This is a genomic window from Microcoleus sp. K1-B1, from assembly GCF_036704705.1.
GTDB lineage: Bacteria > Cyanobacteriota > Cyanobacteriia > Cyanobacteriales > Microcoleaceae > Microcoleus.
In genome coordinates this window covers 1-17,245 of record NZ_JAUBSH010000129.1, presented here as the reverse complement: position 1 = coordinate 17,245, position 17,245 = coordinate 1, and the positions used below count along the sequence as shown (strand labels likewise).

13 protein-coding genes and 1 riboswitch are annotated in these 17,245 nt (G+C 42.7%); of the genes, 11 read left to right on the top strand and 2 right to left on the bottom strand.

Annotation, left to right across the window (positions count from 1 at the left end):
• Positions 1 to 79 precede the first annotated feature (79 nt).
• Positions 80 to 586, top strand: coding sequence for a cation transporting ATPase C-terminal domain-containing protein (locus QUA83_RS28170; RefSeq protein ID WP_333297360.1), 507 nt, complete (start codon positions 80 to 82; stop codon positions 584 to 586).
• Positions 587 to 662: 76 nt separating this feature from the next.
• On the opposite strand, the gene QUA83_RS28165 is transcribed toward QUA83_RS28170, so the two are convergent.
• Entirely contained in the window at positions 663 to 2,654 is a 1,992-nt protein-coding gene (locus QUA83_RS28165; protein WP_333297357.1) for an adenylate/guanylate cyclase domain-containing protein, read from the bottom strand.
• 419 nt (positions 2,655 to 3,073) lie between these two features.
• Here QUA83_RS28165 and QUA83_RS28160 point away from each other — a divergent pair, with 419 nt between their 5' ends.
• The 3 genes from QUA83_RS28160 (at position 3,074) to QUA83_RS28150 (ending at position 5,160) form a co-directional block, all read left to right on the top strand.
• The gene (locus tag QUA83_RS28160; RefSeq protein WP_333297355.1) at positions 3,074 to 3,253 is read left to right on the top strand and encodes a hypothetical protein; all 180 of its coding nucleotides are present in this window, start codon (positions 3,074 to 3,076) and stop codon (positions 3,251 to 3,253) included.
• Positions 3,254 to 3,757: 504 nt separating this feature from the next.
• Positions 3,758 to 4,030 (top strand): hypothetical protein, encoded by a 273-nt coding sequence (locus QUA83_RS28155; RefSeq protein WP_333297354.1) that lies wholly within the window; start codon positions 3,758 to 3,760, stop codon positions 4,028 to 4,030.
• A 320-nt stretch (positions 4,031 to 4,350) separates the two neighbouring features.
• Positions 4,351 to 5,160 (top strand): glucose 1-dehydrogenase, encoded by an 810-nt coding sequence (locus QUA83_RS28150; protein WP_333297351.1) that lies wholly within the window; start codon positions 4,351 to 4,353, stop codon positions 5,158 to 5,160.
• A gap of 217 nt (positions 5,161 to 5,377) precedes the next feature.
• Here QUA83_RS28150 and QUA83_RS28145 read toward each other — a convergent pair whose 3' ends face one another.
• Entirely contained in the window at positions 5,378 to 7,003 is a 1,626-nt protein-coding gene (locus QUA83_RS28145) for a cation:proton antiporter (protein WP_333297362.1), read from the bottom strand.
• Positions 7,004 to 7,094: 91 nt separating this feature from the next.
• Positions 7,095 to 7,183, bottom strand: a riboswitch (Fluoride riboswitch).
• 690 nt (positions 7,184 to 7,873) lie between these two features.
• Here QUA83_RS28145 and hepC point away from each other — a divergent pair.
• From hepC to QUA83_RS28110, 7 genes are all read left to right on the top strand, one after another.
• Entirely contained in the window at positions 7,874 to 8,566 is a 693-nt protein-coding gene (hepC, locus tag QUA83_RS28140; protein ID WP_333297350.1) for a heterocyst development glycosyltransferase HepC, read from the top strand.
• Between the two features lie 411 nt (positions 8,567 to 8,977).
• On the top strand, positions 8,978 to 10,822 hold the full coding sequence (gene hepA / locus QUA83_RS28135; protein ID WP_333297348.1) for a heterocyst formation ABC transporter subunit HepA: 1,845 nt from the start codon (positions 8,978 to 8,980) through the stop codon (positions 10,820 to 10,822).
• Between the two features lie 108 nt (positions 10,823 to 10,930).
• A complete protein-coding gene (locus QUA83_RS28130) occupies positions 10,931 to 11,707 on the top strand; it encodes a class I SAM-dependent methyltransferase (RefSeq protein ID WP_333297345.1) in 777 nt (258 codons plus the stop codon).
• 45 nt (positions 11,708 to 11,752) lie between these two features.
• Complete coding sequence (locus QUA83_RS28125) at positions 11,753 to 12,805, top strand: glycosyltransferase family A protein (protein ID WP_333297343.1); 1,053 nt, start codon at positions 11,753 to 11,755, stop codon at positions 12,803 to 12,805.
• Positions 12,806 to 12,837: 32 nt separating this feature from the next.
• Positions 12,838 to 13,857: a glycosyltransferase gene (locus QUA83_RS28120; RefSeq protein ID WP_333297342.1), complete on the top strand. Its 1,020-nt coding sequence runs from the start codon at positions 12,838 to 12,840 to the stop codon at positions 13,855 to 13,857.
• Between the two features lie 215 nt (positions 13,858 to 14,072).
• The gene (locus QUA83_RS28115; RefSeq protein ID WP_333297339.1) at positions 14,073 to 15,590 is read left to right on the top strand and encodes a hypothetical protein; all 1,518 of its coding nucleotides are present in this window, start codon (positions 14,073 to 14,075) and stop codon (positions 15,588 to 15,590) included.
• 233 nt (positions 15,591 to 15,823) lie between these two features.
• Positions 15,824 to 17,068, top strand: a complete 1,245-nt coding sequence (locus QUA83_RS28110; protein WP_333297338.1) for a glycosyltransferase family 4 protein — start codon at positions 15,824 to 15,826, stop codon at positions 17,066 to 17,068.
• The last annotated feature ends 177 nt before the right edge of the window (positions 17,069 to 17,245 follow it).

The window sequence follows — 17,245 nt, the reverse complement described above, 5'->3', positions numbered from 1 at the left end:
TTATTAGATCTTTTAACAAAGTTTTATAATTAAAGCCGTCCTAGAAAGACGGGGCTTCAAACCCAATTTTTTGGTGAATATGGTGAGTTCCGTCGCCCTTAGTGCCACTCTAGCGTTTGAGCCCAAATCGGCTGAGACTATGCAGCGAGCGCCCCGCCGTCCCAATGAACCCCTGTTAACGAAAAAATTGCTGTGGCGCATCCTGATTATTTCAATCTTCAATCTCATTGCTGTACTTGGAATTTTTGAATGGGCTTCGCAAGCCACAGGTAATATCAATTTGGCTCGGACAATAGCAGTCCATACCCTCGTTTCCGCAGAAACCTTTTACTTGTTGAGTATTAGCCAATGTATTCCATCTCTGTTTGCGTATTTAAAAGATCGCACTCAAGAAATTGCTTATATTCCTGCTATCGGTGTGGCTTGTGTGTTTATATTTCAAGTTTTCTTTAGCCAGTTGACTTTCATAAACCCGCTATTTGCTACCCAACCGCTTAGTTTTATCCAAGCTCTCATTTGTATCGGTGCAGGGCTTCCAGTCATTGTGCCTGCTCTGTTTTTAAAGCGGTTTGCTCCTCTTGCGTAATGTGATAGCGATCGCGTAGCACTCTCGTTACCTTAGTAGGAGCCGCAATGGTGTTAGATATGGCGACTGCTAGTGGCTAATATTCCTCCCGCCGACCCAAAAGCCAATAAGTCATAATTTCTCCTCTTCCCTTGACATCGATCGTACCCCTTGGCTCTAGTAAGTATTTATCCTGTAATTGGAGATAAGTCGCATCGGTGACTTGAATGTATCCCGGTTTGCCGTGGGATTCCATCCTTGAGGCGATATTCACCGCATCACCCCAGAGGTCATAGATAAATTTCTTAATCCCAATTACTCCGGCAATTACAGGACCCGTATTAATCCCGATCCGAATTTGTAGAGATTCCCCAAAAATATTCTCCACCTCTTGCATATAGGCTTTCATATCCAATGCCATATTGGCGATCGCTTCGGCATGATCCGTTCGAGAAACGGGTAAACCACCAACTACCATGTAGGCATCCCCAATGGTTTTAATTTTCTCTAAGCCATACTTTGCAGTGAGTTGATCGAAGGCAGAGAAAATTTGGTTCAAACCTGCTACCAATTGCATCGGCTCTATCCGTGCCGAGATAGTAGTAAAACCTACAATATCCGCAAACAAAATCGTGGCTTCTTCAAAATGTTCAGCAGGGGATTCATTAGTCCGCATGAGGCGATCGGCAATTTCGGCAGGTAAGATATTCAAAAGTAATTGTTCTGACCTTTCTTTCTCTTGGCGCAGTTCTCCAGTTCTTTGCTCCACTCTCTCTTCCAACTCTTCATTTGCCAAATGGATAGCATCTAGAGAATCCTTCAGTTGTCTGGTCATGCCGTTAAAAACGTTGGCTAATTTGCCAAGTTCAACGATGGAACTAACCTCCACTTGTTGGTTGAGATTTCCCCCAGCGATCGCTTCCGAAGCAGTGGTGATCCGCTCCACAGGATGGATAATCCGGCGAGCGGTCAGGATACCCACCCAAATTGCCAAAATCAAAGTTGCTAAACAGAGCAGGATTGTAGTCTGAGTATTGGCATTAATCTGCTCCATAAAATCTGCTTCTGGAATAGTCACCACCACCAACCAGTCAATACCTTTACTATCTCGAAAAGGATCAGCTTGGACAAAATAATTTTTACCATCGACGGTAAAATTCAGTTGATGAGATGCTTGGATATTTTGAAAATCATGAAACTGCTCTAGCAAAGCTTGACTCGCTTTTTGGGTGATGGCATTGCTACTATTGACAACCTTGAGTCGTTCAACTCGTTGCTCTGGCAGTTGGACAACCTTGTCTGGGTAATATTGAAAGGGCTTTTCCCCTGTAGAGGTGGCAATCATTTCTCCAGAACGTTCCAGAATAAAACTTTGCCCAGTTTTACCGATTTTGAGTTTGCTTAAAAAATCCCCAAACATTACCAAATTTAAGTTTGTCATCCACACTCCTTGGAGATCTCCAGTCTTGGTATATATGGGTTTGCCAGCCGCAATGTATAGGGCTTTACCTGTAATGTGGGGATACACTGTTCCCCAAAAAGCTTGCTTTTGCTCGACTGGAATTTTATAGTAGGGGCGTTTGCGGGGGTCAAAGTTAGGTTTCCCGACGTTGGTAATTTCCCGGCGTTCCCCTGTTGGACTGGTGGTATAGGTAGTCAAAGTGTGATTATTTTCTACCTCCGAAGCACGGATGACGATCGCGCCATCATCCTGCCGCTCAGCACCAAAAAGCTCCTGATTGGCGGTAACAAAAACTGTGGCAGCAACATGGGGAAAGGCGGGGATTTGTCGCCATAGAAACTTCTCTACATCTCTCCCATTATTAAGATCGATGCGGTTTTGGCTCAGGGCTGCATCATAGTTTTCAAAGGATTGAAAGGGAATAGCAACCAGATAAGTTAGATTTTCCTTGATCCGCTCGCTAATATCATTCCGCAACTGAGTCGCTACATCATTGACTGCTTTTTGACCGTTTCTATAGGAAAGATAACCCACAACAGCTACTGCTCCAACTGTTTGGACAACAAAGGGAACAATTAGCATTATTTGTAGGGAAATATTCCTGAAAAGTCCAGGGGATAAGGGCATCCTTGATTTACCAAGCATAGTGACTTCTCCCGACATTGATACCTAGCATAAGTTAATAGGAATTTAATTTGCATACGCCTACACCATACACCTCATACCCCACAACCCTTTCGACAATTTCAATAGGCAATTTATTGCTCTTTTCTCACTCTGATGGAAGGATAATAACCGAAAACGACCCAAACTCAGTTGCTGTCTATGGATGAAGCCCGCCCATCTCGACCCACCATCAATTTTATTGATGAATATTGTGCCTCCTGGGGCAGGGCTGTTTCATTCGACCTAGGGGCAATCCCCCGTGGTTGCCCCCATGTCTGAAACGCCTGTGAAATCGTCTGTGGGGGGGTAGGCATTCTTGGCACTACAAGAGTCAAAATCGCGATTTTCCTGAGAATGAAACCGCCCTGCCCCAAGGGCGGGTGCTTTGTTTTTTGCTGGCGTTGTGTGCGATCGCGCTATGTGGTTATTTGACAGCAACGCTGGCAACATTTTTTGTGCGTCGGGATGCTGAGAGCGATCGAGCAGAAAGAGCAGCTACACAATTAATTCAAGCTCTGCAAACAGAAATTACTGCACTGCCAAGGTTCAAGCCTGCTTGACGAAAAGGTTTAGCCCTGTGAATTGCTAACCTTGGATTTGAGCATGAAGTCGATCGCTCTCGATGCGATAGTAGAGAAATGATGATGTCTGTCCAATTATAGATAACCTTTTAGTCTAAACTCTTCCAAGCGAGAGATGATTTTTTATTTTGGGAAATTTACTATAATAATGCCCTCTAACCACTCAAATAAAAGATTTTTAAAATGATCGGAAAAACAAGCCGAATAAATTCATGACAGGGAATCACAAAAAACTTGGTTCAAGATAAATCCCATATTTCACTGTTCAATAGTGCCGACAGTTTGTCTATGGCCCAATGACTAATTTTCTATGATTTTGAGACAGTGTGGATAATTAAATCAATGTCATCTCCACTCCTGACTTGCATTTAATTCGACTTTTTTATGATCCTTGCCCTCTAAAGTTTGTAGTATCGTTCCCAAAAAGACGCGCAGTATTGAATGTTAACCTGGTTCTATTTATTACATTGACACGATAAACTCATGGAAAACACATTGTTCGATCGCACATTCCGCGACAGCGAAGGCAAAATTGTTATAGCTCAGATGCCAAATCTACCACTGAGTGTCGGGATTGTAGCTAGTTTATTAACGCTCCTTGTTACAACAGGTAAAATTAATCTAGGGTTGGAGCTAGTAGCCTTTGGCTCTTTGTTTACTTGGGCTTGGGAAGAATTATTTCAAGGCGTTAATTACTTTCGTAGAGCATTAGGTCTGATTGTGCTTGTTGGTCTAATTGCGGGGAAACTTCAATAATTAGGTCAGCATAAATCAAATCAATAAGGTATATAGCACTGGAAGCATCTCAATGAAAGCAGCCCAGCTAGAAATTGGAGTTTTGAGGCAGGAGTTTTGAGGCTCTCTTGCTGCGGGGAAAGAGGATGAAGGAAGGAGCCAGAATAAGTGTTTTTACAAAGATGAGATTCTCCCTCCTAATCGCGGGCGTGGTGATCGGCCTCCTGGATATTGATGAAATGCGTGGCGAAAAGACAGAACAACCTTCTGGTTGATGTTGAACTTAGTTGGCTTGAGGTTTCGGTTAAGATATTTTGTTGTGAATCTCTGGGAGAGAAATTATGAAAGGTTTAAAGGGAAAAAACGCACTCATTACTGGAGCGAGTTCAGGCATTGGGCAGGCAATCGCCATTCGTCTCGCCCAAGAAGGTTGCAACATTGCCGTTAACTATCGCAAAAGCTTAGAAGAGGCAGAAGATACTGAAGAAATAGCTCTGCAAAAAGCCTGTGGACAAGCATCGGAATGCGGGGTTGAAACGCTATTAGTTCAGGGAGATGTGTCCAAAGAAGACGACATCCTTCGTATGGTGAATACTGTTATTGATAAATTTGGTAGTCTGGATATCCTGATTAATAATGCTGGGATTCAAACAGAAAGCGCATCCCATGAAGTGCCAACCGATGAATTCGATCGCGTGATTGCCGTGAATTTGCGAGGTGCATATCTCTGTGCGCGGGAAACCATTAAGCACCTATTGAGTGAGCAACGCCCTGGCGTGATTATCAATATTTCGAGTGTGCATGAAATCATTCCTCGCCCGATGTATATCAGCTATTCCATCAGCAAAGGTGGCATGGGAAATCTGACTAAAACCCTAGCGTTGGAATACGCAAATCGAGGCATCCGTGTCAATGCTATTGCGCCCGGTGCGACGATTACACCGATTAATGAAAGCTGGACTGACAATCCAGAACAAAAGGCAGTAGTGGAAAGCCATATCCCCATGGGACGGGCAGGCACATCGGAGGAAATGGCGGCATCTGTTGCCTTTCTCGCATCAGATGAAGCGGCTTACATTACGGGACAAACGCTCTATATTGATGGTGGATTGACCCTCTATGCTGACTTTCGCGAAGCTTGGTCTGCCTAAACTGACAATGAACCACTTGCTGAGTTGCGGAATGACTGTGAACTGCTCAAATTGAAGGAGAGGTTTTATAATAAACAATTCTTTTGGATAAATTTAGGCTCGCTGCGAACGAGCCTAAATTTGCGTTAAATAGCGCCTTGATTATGAACTGCAGAGGGCGCAGAGGACGCAGAGAGGGGAGAAGAGGATCAAGGGGATATAAAACCCATATTTGGTATTACTTGTAACTAGATTCCACCAAGATGACAGGAATAGGACTGCTTTCTAAGACGGCTTGAGAAACCGAACCTACTAGCACTTCTTCCCAAGGTTGATGCCCTCGTTTCCCGATCACAATATCTGTTACTTGCCGAGCTTGCGCCACGCGGACAATCTCTTCAGTCACAGTGCCAGAAAGACTCAAGAACTCATAGCGAATATCTGATAAGATTCGTTGTGCTTGTTCTTGTAATTGGGTGCTCACTTTTTTATCTCCCAGATTATCCACATACAAAACAATCACATCCCCATCACTGCGCCGAGCTAAGTCTGCGGCCTTAGTTAAAACATCTGTTGTTAAGGGGGAAGTGTCTACTGCGGCGAGAAAAACTGGACGGCCGGAAATCGCTACTTTGGTCGGGTCAACTTCGCCTTTTTCTAATAGTTTGGGAGCAAAAGTGGGAATTGCCCATGCACCCAAGGGAGCGGTTACTAAAATTGAGAGGGCTGCGATCGCCAAAATCGTCTCGCCACCAGCAATGCCCTGAGCTAGGGGAATTGCCCCAATTGCCGCCTGTACCGTGGCCTTAGCCGAATTTCCTGCTAGCAGAAACAGCCGTTCTTTCCCAGTCCAATTACTACCTAAAGTGGAAAGATACCAACCGAGCGATCGCCCAATCAGAGTCCCGATCGCCAACACCAGCAAACCAACGAGTAACGTATTGCCTAATACATTAAGTTGAATACTGGCTCCCAGCAGCACAAACAAAATAATTTCCGCGATCGTCCACAAACTGTCAAAGCCACCCCGCAATCTTCGTGCTAAAGGCGCATCCAACTCTATCAGGAAAAACCCCGCCGCCATCACAGCCAAATAGCCAGAGAAAACCGGAATATGTTCGGCTGATACTACCAGCCCTAGGGCAAAGCCAGCAGCCACTAGGGAGTCCTGAACCGCAGTTTGAGTCCAGTTTTGCTTGACTAATAGTGACACCAAAATTCGAGCAGTCACCCATCCCAACAGCACCCCCAAGGTAATTTGGATGATGATTTGAAAGGGCAGCAATTGCAGAGGGCTGAGGGTGATTCCTCCCAGTAAGGTAATGGCTCTAGCTTTCCCTTGGGACAGAAATGCTAGCAGTAGGCTAAACACCAGCAACAGCAATACATCTGACAAGGCACTTCCCGTCAGAATCGCATCGGGAATTCCTTTTTTTACTCCCCAACCTAAACTTTTTAACCGCAGCATTCCGGGAACAATTACTGCTGGAGATTCCGCCCCAATGATGCAGCCTAGCAGTAGCCCCGTCAAAAAATCAAACTGAAGTAGCCACATCGCAGCGACAGCAATGGCGATAGCCTCGCAAGCTGCAGGCAGAAAGCCTAATCGCAGTGCCACGGTTCCCTGTTGGGATAGCTTTTCGCGATCGAGTCCTAACCCCGCCTTCATCAAAATCACCATCACAGCAATGGTGCGAAGGGAATTCGCTGCGCCCAAAACCTCTGGGCTAATGACATTCCCCAGTTGCGGGCCTAATAAAATGCCCACCAGCACCATACCTACCAGTGCTGGAGCTTTCAGCCGTCGAGCAATCTGCCCGACAAAAAAGCCCATTAATAAAATCCAGATTATACTTTCTAACATCACGCCACCTTGAAGCTGAATGGATGAACGTGACTTGTAGGGGAAAGATCGATCGAGGCATCCGCACCCTCCTACCCTTCCGCCACAAGTCGGAACAGTAGGAGCCATCAGCCTTTTAAACGTTATCAAGATTATTAATAACGAAGGGCGGTTTCGGCGAGCTCCATCGCCATCATTACTTTTATACCACTATTAATTAACGCCCTTGAGTGCGTAAGTTCTGCATAAGTATGTCCGCACCGAGCGAAAGCAAGTGAAGCGAAGCAATCGCAGAGGGTACTCGCTTTACATTCTTTTACATTAACTGGTTTATTTGCGCCTACCTACTTCTTTTCCCACTCATCTACTTATGTCGTGAGCCCGCCAATACCTAGTGAGCTCGTAACGTGTCGCCTCACTTTCATCAACCAGTTTTGAGGGTTAGAGAGACCCCGGATTCCCATCAGGCATTAACATACAGCACTTTTCAGGTAACTAAGGTACATAGAAAGCTTTTGTAAAAACACGGCAGTACCGTCCGTGTTTCTACGGTGTTCTAGGGATATGGGGTGTACTTCCTCAATCTGCAATCTGCTGTAGCGGGCGATCGAACTCTGTGGGCGAAGTTTCTTTCGACCATCATAAACGAGGTAACTAGCCCGGATTGGGTATCACTTATTCCTTAGCTTTCACTTATTCCATGAATACTTTATTTTGTCAATACCTCTAAAATAATATATTTTTTTGTAAAATCAGTTAACTTACTCTTAACGTGTGTTATAACCATAAGACAGTAATTGTACTGAGTAATTTGTGTCGGCAGTTACAGACTGCAACAATATTTTACTCTAACTAGAAAAATTAGTAAAATTAGCCTGTAATTCAAAACCTATGGTCAACTCAACAGTTTCCGATTTAAATATCTACTATTCTGTAGAGCAACAGCATTCAAACAATTACTTACCTCACTGCATTCTTAAGTGGCGGCAGCGACAGTTGTTCGTCAGTCTCGGAAACCAGGACAAACAGCCCTACATATCTGCCTTTGAGAGTGAGCAACAGGTAGTAGAGTGTTTGAAACAATCTCCAGTACGGCTGGTTCGCCTCGACCTAAATTTAGGTGAGGCAGTGCTAAATCGCTGGGCAGATGCGTGTGAGAAAGCCAATAAACCCATATTTATACGGGGAAGCGTCGCCCAAAAACTGTCTCGAATGACTAGAAGGCAAAGCCAGTTTCGCCAGCAGCTCAAGCAACTGATTTACTGGATTTTGGCCTTCCTATTGCTGATAGTGCAGAGTCCAGTTATGCTGGCAACAGCTATATTGATCTACATTTATTCACCAGGAGCGATTTTCTCTAGGCAATGGCACATTGGGTCACGAGGCAAACTCTTCCAGCTTCTTAAGTTTCGCACCACCGTAGTTAATGATGATATTCGCAGTGCATGGTTAGTCCGTTTGATGTGCAAGTACAACGTGGATAAGTTACCGCAGTTGTTGAATGTGCTACGGGGTGAGATTAGCTTGATGGATTCACATCCTTTGACTCTAGCGGAAGCTGCGCGGTTTATCTGGGAAGATTAACCACAGTTGATTACGCTATTGGAAATGACCGAAGCTCAGATTCAGGGCAATAATTCAAATAAGTTTGATGGAGTTTCACAGCAATGCCGATACTAAATTTAAAAAGCTTCTACACTCTATGCAAAGTTTGTAGAAGTAATGCTGGGCTAAGGCTTTGCTTCGCAAACTCTCCTACAAAAATCTTGATTTTTTCGCCAATCTTAATTCTATATCGGGAATTATATAAGAGGGAGGACATCTACCTGAAAGCATTACTGACTTAAGCGAAGTCAACTCAAAGGTATAATGCAAATGCTCATCAGATTTTTAAAAAATCGCGTTAATCAACCAGCTTCTCCAGATTTTTCCCAGCATGGAACTTAGGGTTAACGCTCAAGATATGCAGATTGACACTACTCCCTAGAAAAACTCATGTCCTTTCAACTTCCGGCTCCAGTTCGCAGTCTGCTGAAGACTACAAAATTGTGGAAAGAGAACTACCTGATACTACGAGAGTTCAATCACTTTCGTAAAATTGCAATTTTAGCATTAGTATTCTCGTTTCTAGCTGCCACTTTCGAGGGGGTTAGCATTGGTTTTTTACTTTCCTTTTTACAAAGCTTGACCAGCCCTGATGCAAAGCCTATTCAGACAGGAATCGGTTGGATTGATATTTGGGTTCTGGGAGTCAATACATCCGCAAGTAGTCGGCTTTATCGGATATCGGCTCTGATTCTGCTAAGCAGTTGGATACGTTCAACTTTTAATTACTTATCACAGGTTTACATTGAGCTTACTCAACTGAGTCTGCTGGAGCGGCTCCGTATACAGATTTTTGAACAACTTCAGGCTTTGAGTCTGAGTTACTTTGCGAAGGTAAAGTCTGGCGAACTGATCAATACCCTCACGACTGAAATTGAGAGGATTAAGTACGCTTTTAATGGAGCAGCTTTCTTATTCACTAGAATCCTAACCATCATAATCTACCTAGCGTCAATGGTTGTGCTGTCGTGGCAACTTTCCATAATATCCGTGATGCTATTCAGTCTTTTGATAGTATGCTTATCAACGTTGAATGGCAAAGTGCGAGAGGCGAGCTTTGAAATTTCATCAGCTAGCGGTCAGTTCACATCAACAGCTATTGAATTTATTAACGGTATTCGTACAGTTCAGGCATTTGCTACTCAAGATTTTGAGCGTAAGCGTTACTATAATGCTACTTCTAACCTCGTCAATACCTCTATTAAAATTGTACGACGCTCGGCAATCATCAAACCTCTGGCAGAAGGTTTAGGAACCACAATTCTTATTGGTATGATTGCTACAGCTTTCGCGGTTTTTGTAACCAAGGGAGCGCTACAAATAGGGTCATTGCTGACATTTTTCTTTGTATTATTTCGCATAGTGCCAATTCTCCAGGAGATCAATGGAGCATGGGCGAGTATTGTCGGTTTGCAAGGTGCGGTAGAAAACGTTAAGGAACTTTTAAGAACTGATAATAAAAAATATTTTAAAAATGGTGATAGGGAGTTTATCGGCTTAAAGCGCTCAATCGACTTAGTATCGGTGGATTTTGCCTACGATGCCAGTAATTGGGTTTTAAATAACATTAGGCTAACAATTGAGCGAGGACAGATGACGGCACTGGTTGGAGCCTCTGGTGCTGGCAAAACAACTCTAGCTGACCTGATTCCGCGATTCTACGACCCCACAGAGGGTGAAGTTCTCATCGATGGGATCGATCTGCGGCAGTTTGATATCAACTCGCTGCGCCGAAAGCTAGCGGTGGTGAGTCAGGATACGTTCATTTTTAATACTTCTGTCCGAAACAATATTGCATACGGTACAGAAATGGCAACTCAAGCGGCAATTGAAGAAGCAGCCCGACAAGCCAATGCCTTGGAATTTATCCAACAGATGCCTGAAGGCTTTGACACTCAACTAGGAGACAGGGGGGTGCGGCTGTCGGGAGGTCAACGTCAGCGGATTGCGATCGCTCGTGCTTTGTTGCGTAATCCAGACATTTTAATTCTAGACGAGGCAACCAGCGCTTTAGATTCCGTATCTGAGGGATTGATTCAGGACTCCTTGGAAAAGCTTTCTGTCGGACGCACCGTAATTGCGATCGCCCACCGCTTATCTACAATTGCTAAAGCTGATAAGGTGGTGGTGCTTGAACAAGGGCGGATTGTCGAGCAGGGAAAATACCAAGAGTTACTCGAACGGCGCGGCAATCTCTGGAAATATCACCAAATGCAGCAAACGCTTAATAAGTAGAGGTAAATAAATGGGCTTTCCGTAAAAACAGTATCTCCAAAAAATATTTCTATTTCACCCATTTGAGTAAAAAAGCAAGTTTATTGAACTAAAAAATAGGAATGAACAATGAATCAATATACGAGGGATTTTTTCCATACAAATCAAAAATATTCTTTAATCTCTGCCCAATATATTGTTCCATTGGTTTTAGAAATTATCCCAGCACAACGAGTAATTGATATTGGATGTGGTGATGGAACTTGGCTAAAAGTTTTTCAAGAAAATGGTGTAGAGGAAATACTCGGAATTGATGGAGATTATGTGGAGGAAAGTAGTTTAGTCATTCCTAAAACAAAATTTTTGCCTTTTGATTTAACCAAATCTCTAACATTAGATGAAAAATTTGATTTGGTTGTATCTTTAGAAGTTGCTGAACATCTTCCTCCTAATTGTGCCGAGGTATTTATTGATTCGCTGACCAATCTGGGTTCAGTCGTTCTATTTTCTGCGGCAATTCCTTACCAGTGGGGAGAAAACCATATAAATACTCAGTGGCAAGATTATTGGATAAAGCTCTTTGAAAAACGAGGCTTTGTAGTAGTTGACTGCATTCGCCACAAGATATGGAATAACGAAAATGTTGCTGTTTGGTTTCGTCAAAACATTTTGATGTTTGTAAAAAAGAGTTATTTAGAAGTTAGCCCTTCACTCAAGCAAGAAATAAAAATAAATAAGAATCCCTATTCTCATTTATCAATTGTACATCCTCAATTTTATCTCCGGGCTATAGAAAAAATGAAAAAAGAAGTTGATCCGGAAACAGTATCTCTTAAAGAAGTATTGAGCAAATTACCAATAGTGATGAAACAGGCAATCCAAAGAAGAGTTAACTTATTTAGATGAAAGAGCCACGAGGAGTCAACTTATATTATATAAGGTGCAATGGTTATGCCTGAACAACATCCTTCTCGAACAACAATACCCCCTTTTCCACAGGGAACCCCACGACCCCTATGGTCGGTGATGATCCCTACCTACAATTGTGCCGAATATTTGCGCGAAACCCTTGCGAGTGTGCTGGCTCAAGATCTAGGTCCCGATTTGATGCAGATAGAAGTGGTTGATGATTGTTCTACTAAGGATGATCCAAAAGCAGTAGTTGAAGAATTGGGAAAAGGCCGTGTTGGCTTCTATCGTCATCCCCAAAACGTTGGCTATATCCAAAACTTCAATACTTGCCTTCAGCGATCGCAAGGTCAACTCATTCATCTGCTACATGGTGATGATTGTGTACGCGCTGGCTTTTACCGAAAATTGCAGGAAGCATTTGACGAACAACCAGAGATTGGTGCTGCTTTCTGTCGCATCATCAGAATGAACGAGCAGGGACACTGGCTTAATTTTACTGATTTGGAACAAGCTGAGAGTAGTATTCTCAGAAATTGGTTAGAACTAATTGCTGTTAGACAACGGATTGAAACCCCTGCTATTGTTGTCCGACGAGAGGTTTATGAGAAGCTAGGTGGTTTTGATTCCCGCTTTACTTGCTGGGGAGAGGATTGGGAAATGTGGGTGCGGATTGCTGCACAATATCCAGTTTGGTATGAAGTGGAACCTTTAGCCACTTATCGTAAACACCTGGCATCTCTTACAGGTAATTCTAGACGAACTGGAAAAAACATCCAGGATATACGAATGGCTATTCACATTGTAAAAGGCTACTTGCCAGAACAAACAGCAGATAAACTATCAAAGATGGCACTACAACACTATGCCTTATATGCGCTTGGACATTCTCGAAATTTTGCCAAACTTGGTGATTTTAGTGCTGCCATGAGTCAAGTTAGAGAAGCGCTAAACTGCTCTACTTCACCTAAAGTAATTCTCGCCCTCATGAAGTTACTTCCTCGCATCATATACTTCATGATTTTGTCAACATTGCATCAAGCTAAGTCTACAAATACTCAACTGGAAGATCCACCCAGCCTTAATGCCAACTAACACTCTAACAATAAGAAGGAATGAAATAAGTTATGGAGCAGCTCCCTTTTCGAGCAACTATTGCACCTCTGCCTGAAGAAGTAGAGCGTCCCTTGTGGTCAGTGATGATCCCGACTTATAACTGTGCTGGCTATCTACGCGAGACCCTAGCTAGCGTATTAGCACAAGCGCCAGGACCAGAATTCATGCAGATTGAAGTCGTAGACGATTGCTCCACTCAGGACGACCCAGCCGCCGTAGTAAAGGAATTAGGACAGGGGCGTGTTAGCTTCTATCGACAGCCAGAAAATGTCGGCTATATCAAAAATTTTGAAACCTGCTTGCAGCGCTCTCGTGGGAAGTTGGTGCATTTACTTCATGGTGATGACTGTGTACGAGATGGCTTCTATCGTAAGCTACAAAAAGCCTTTGATGAAAAACCAGAAATTGGTGCGGCTTTCTGTCGCACTCTCAAGATGGATGAACACGGTCACTGGCGAGATATTGAGCAACTACAAGAGGTTAAAAGTGGCATTTTGAGTAATTGGTTGGAGCGAATTGCTGAAATACAACGGATTTCAACGCCATCCATTGTCGTGCGACGTGAGGTTTACGAAAAACTCGGAGGATTTGATCGTCGCATATCTTGTTGGGGTGAAGATTGGGAAATGTGGGTGCGTATAGCTGCACAATACCCCGTTTGGTATGAAGTTGAGCCGCTGGCAATCCGTCGTAAACATTCAACATCGCTTACAGGACGCAATATACGCGCTGGAAAAAATATCCAAGATGTGCGTAAGGCTATTGCAATAGTCAAGCACTACTTGCCGGAAAACAAAGCAGATAGACTCTCAAAAACAGCCTCAAAAAATTATGCTCTTTATGCTTTAACCTCTGCTAGACAATTTACTCAGTTAGGTGACATTAGTGCTGCAATGAATCAAATTAGAGAAGCTCTGTTATGTTCATCTTCCCTAAAGGTATTTCTCTCTTCGTTGAAGTTGCTGACTTATGTATTGTACGTCGCTATGAGGTCAGTATTACGTCCTAAAAATACGACGAGTGCAGTTTAGGTTAGCCTCAATAACCCATTAGTTGTGCGCTAGGAGCAGGGGGAAGGCAAAAAAGCTTTTACTCGGTTCGTGGAAACTAGAGGAAAAGTTTCGCTTCCCCGCACTACTCTCTAAAAAAGTTCGTTCAACCTTAACAGACCTATCTTGTCGAATTCACAAAATATTTAGCTCTAAATTAAGCTAAAGAAGTCCCTTAAGTATCGTAATTTAAACTCATGACCGAAGTTCTCTCTAATGAAATAAGTTTTCATCCCCACTCCATTGCCGATTATAACATGAGACTTTTTAAGTCGAGCGGACAACTATATCGTGGCATAGGTTCTGAGCGAGCACCATTTTTTACACAATTGTTTCAAGAAGGTGTAATCCAACGACTGGTAGAGCAAGGGCTTTTGATCGAGACTGAACTCACCCCTTTAAAAGTTAACGAGTTTGACATGGTAGTGAGTCATCGGTCAATACCTTTTACGTCATATTCTATTGAATGGTGTCCCGCAATGATTAAGGACGCTGCCCTTACTCTTTTAGATATTGGTATAGAACTGGCGCGACGTGGCTTTGCTTTAGAAGATGGTCATCTAGGAAACGTATTATTTGATGGCTGCGAACCGTTTTTTGTGGATTTAGGTTCAATTAGACCTTTTGATGAATATGTGCACTATTTTAGGTGGGATGCCTACGCTCAGTTTTCTCAAGTTTGCCTTTACCCACTGCTTCTCATGTCTCAGGGAAAAGATAAGGTTGCAAGACTGCTTATGGTTGATAACGATGGCGTTCTCAAGACTGATCTTTTGTTGTTAACCCGATCCTCGCGTTTATCAAGACGGCTTTCCAAGCCACCACTACTTACACGTTTACAATTATGTTTGATGGAAATTTTGCCTGCTGAACAGCTTAAGGTGCTCAGAGAAAAAGTGAAGCTTATTCAATCGTCTTTTAATAAAAAACCAAAAGAGTTACAAGAATTAAACGAATTACAAGAACTAAACGAGTTACAAGAATCTCAAGAATCTCACCCACAGACCTCGTTTTTAGAAAAAATCACACACAATTATTACTTAAAATCTTTAGAGAAAATCAGGCAAGATGTCCATAGCATTAGCTTACCCTGCTTCACAACACTCTTGTCCGAAGAATCAGAAGCTTTCTCCTGGTCATCATGCCAAGATACATGGACAGCCAAACAGGTAAGCGTATACAAAACTCTCACTGAGCTAGGCCCCTCCTCAGTGCTAGACATAGGTTGCCATACGGGAGCGTATTCTAAGCTTGCTGCTAGTTTAGGAAGTCAAGTAGTAGCTTTTGATAAAGATATAGGGTGTGTTACACAACTTTATTACGATGCTCATGAAAAAAAATTGCCGATTCTTCCCTTACTCATGGACTTTACACAACCCACTCCAGCTTATGGTTTATCCAATTATCGATATGTTGCTGCTACTGAACGCTTTCAATGCGAGATGGTTCTGGCTTTGGGGTTAGTTCATCATATTGTATTTGAGCAACATCCACAGTTCGAGCAAACTGTAGAGGGGTTTGCACTGTTCTCAAAGCGCTGGTTGCTTGTAGAATTCGTTCCGCTCGAAGATCCAGAATTGGCTAGATTTCGCTCACCAAGGCATTCTTGGTATACGCTTGAAAATTTTATGAACACCCTTAGTAAATGGTTTAGCAGCATCCATACTCTGCCATCTTACCCCGAACCACGTATTCTACTGCTGTGCGAGAAGTAGAACTATAGTCAACTTAATGTACTAGCTCGAAAAATTCAAGTCTACTATTTCAAAGCTGTACTTTGAGTTTACTTGCTTTTAGCCTGTCTGAAAGCCGATTTATCTCCAGACTATGCTAATTCTACCAACCTACAGTTGTCAACCTAGTAAGAATAAGTTAACCTCCAATTAAAACGGTTTGTATTGAATTTAATAAATTCCCTGGACGGGCTACAGTTTAACCAGTAAAACCAATGAACCAAGATAGAACCAAAATTCTAATTCATCTTCCCTTTCCGCTCAAACCTATTAATAATGGTGCCAAGCGTAGGATTGTGGGAATATTAAACTATTTCAAAGAGCGCAATGACTTTTTTTCGGTAGATGTAGTAGCTAGCAATGAATTTAGAAGTAAGCTTTGGGACTCCGAACAAAAGCAAGAAGTCCTCAAGTTTGCCGAAAGAATCTTTGTTTACGAAGGCGAACATAACTTAGTTGATTTTTTGTATTCTAGAAGTCAAAGCTTTTATTATCAAAAAATCTTACGAGAGCAGCTACCTGTTGATTCTAGATACTGCACCCCCCCTGGATATATTGAGTTTGTTAAAACTTTAGTATCTACCGAGAAATATAATTTCATATTGATTAACTACCTAGAGTATGCTAATCTAGTTATTGATTCCAAATCCTCTGTAGCTAAAACCTTGATTGATATGCACGACCTCTGCTGTGAGGCTCGCATAGCAAGAAAAAATATATCTCATTTGAAAGGACTAAAATTTGACTACGAATCTAACTTGAATCGAGAAATTAACCTCTTGAATAAGTTTGATACGGTGCTAGCTAATTCTCACCACGAAATGGCGCTCATCAGCTCACATCTTTCGTCTCAAAAAATCCACTTAATCCCACATCTAGTTGAAGATTCTAACCATTCCCTCAGCCTAGGTCCATACTCCTCTAGAGAGTTTAAGTACGATCTGGTGTTTGTGGGCGCTAGATACCAACCTAATATAGATGGACTCAACTTTTTTCTCACATCTATTTTTCCAGAAATTATTGAAGAGAAGCCAGATACTAAGCTTGCGATTGCAGGCACAGTAACCCAATGTGTTCAAATTGACGCATCTTTAGAACAGAATGTTGACTGTCTGGGATATGTTCCAGACTTATCCGATCTGTACTTAAAATCGAGGTTGGTGATTTGTCCTTTACTAGACGGTTCTGGAACCAAGGTTAAACTGCAAGAAGCAATGGCTTATGCAATTCCCACTGTGACGACTACAACGGGTGCTTCCGGGTTGAACTTGATAGATGGCGTAAATGCCTTGATCACAGACGAACCAACTGTTTATGCCTATCAAATTCTACGCCTACTTAAGGAACCCGAACTCGCTCAAAAGCTTTCTGAGGAAGTTGCTATGACGTTCAAAAATCATTACTCCAACTCAGCGGTTTACTCAAAACTTGATCAGTTGCTCGGCATCTCACCCTCCTAAACTTGAACTCTGATTCTACAGGGATAATCAATGGAATTAGACAAGCTGCAAACTTGAAAAACAATTTTTACGGAGAGATCTATCTCTAAGTAAGCCCATGAAAATCCTACTTACCATTCATCACGATCTAAATCCAAATGCAGGTGCTCCGGGTGCAACTTGGAAACTAGGTCAGGA

Coding starts and splice junctions, on each gene's coding strand:
- QUA83_RS28170 (WP_333297360.1), top strand. CDS start 80: ATGGTGAGTTCCGTCGCCCTTAGTGCCACTCTAGCGTTTGAGCCCAAA.
- QUA83_RS28165 (WP_333297357.1), bottom strand. CDS start 2,654: ATGCCCTTATCCCCTGGACTTTTCAGGAATATTTCCCTACAAATAATG.
- QUA83_RS28155 (WP_333297354.1), top strand. CDS start 3,758: ATGGAAAACACATTGTTCGATCGCACATTCCGCGACAGCGAAGGCAAA.
- QUA83_RS28150 (WP_333297351.1), top strand. CDS start 4,351: ATGAAAGGTTTAAAGGGAAAAAACGCACTCATTACTGGAGCGAGTTCA.
- QUA83_RS28145 (WP_333297362.1), bottom strand. CDS start 7,003: ATGTTAGAAAGTATAATCTGGATTTTATTAATGGGCTTTTTTGTCGGG.
- hepC (WP_333297350.1), top strand. CDS start 7,874: ATGGTCAACTCAACAGTTTCCGATTTAAATATCTACTATTCTGTAGAG.
- hepA (WP_333297348.1), top strand. CDS start 8,978: ATGTCCTTTCAACTTCCGGCTCCAGTTCGCAGTCTGCTGAAGACTACA.
- QUA83_RS28130 (WP_333297345.1), top strand. CDS start 10,931: ATGAATCAATATACGAGGGATTTTTTCCATACAAATCAAAAATATTCT.
- QUA83_RS28125 (WP_333297343.1), top strand. CDS start 11,753: ATGCCTGAACAACATCCTTCTCGAACAACAATACCCCCTTTTCCACAG.
- QUA83_RS28120 (WP_333297342.1), top strand. CDS start 12,838: ATGGAGCAGCTCCCTTTTCGAGCAACTATTGCACCTCTGCCTGAAGAA.
- QUA83_RS28115 (WP_333297339.1), top strand. CDS start 14,073: ATGACCGAAGTTCTCTCTAATGAAATAAGTTTTCATCCCCACTCCATT.
- QUA83_RS28110 (WP_333297338.1), top strand. CDS start 15,824: ATGAACCAAGATAGAACCAAAATTCTAATTCATCTTCCCTTTCCGCTC.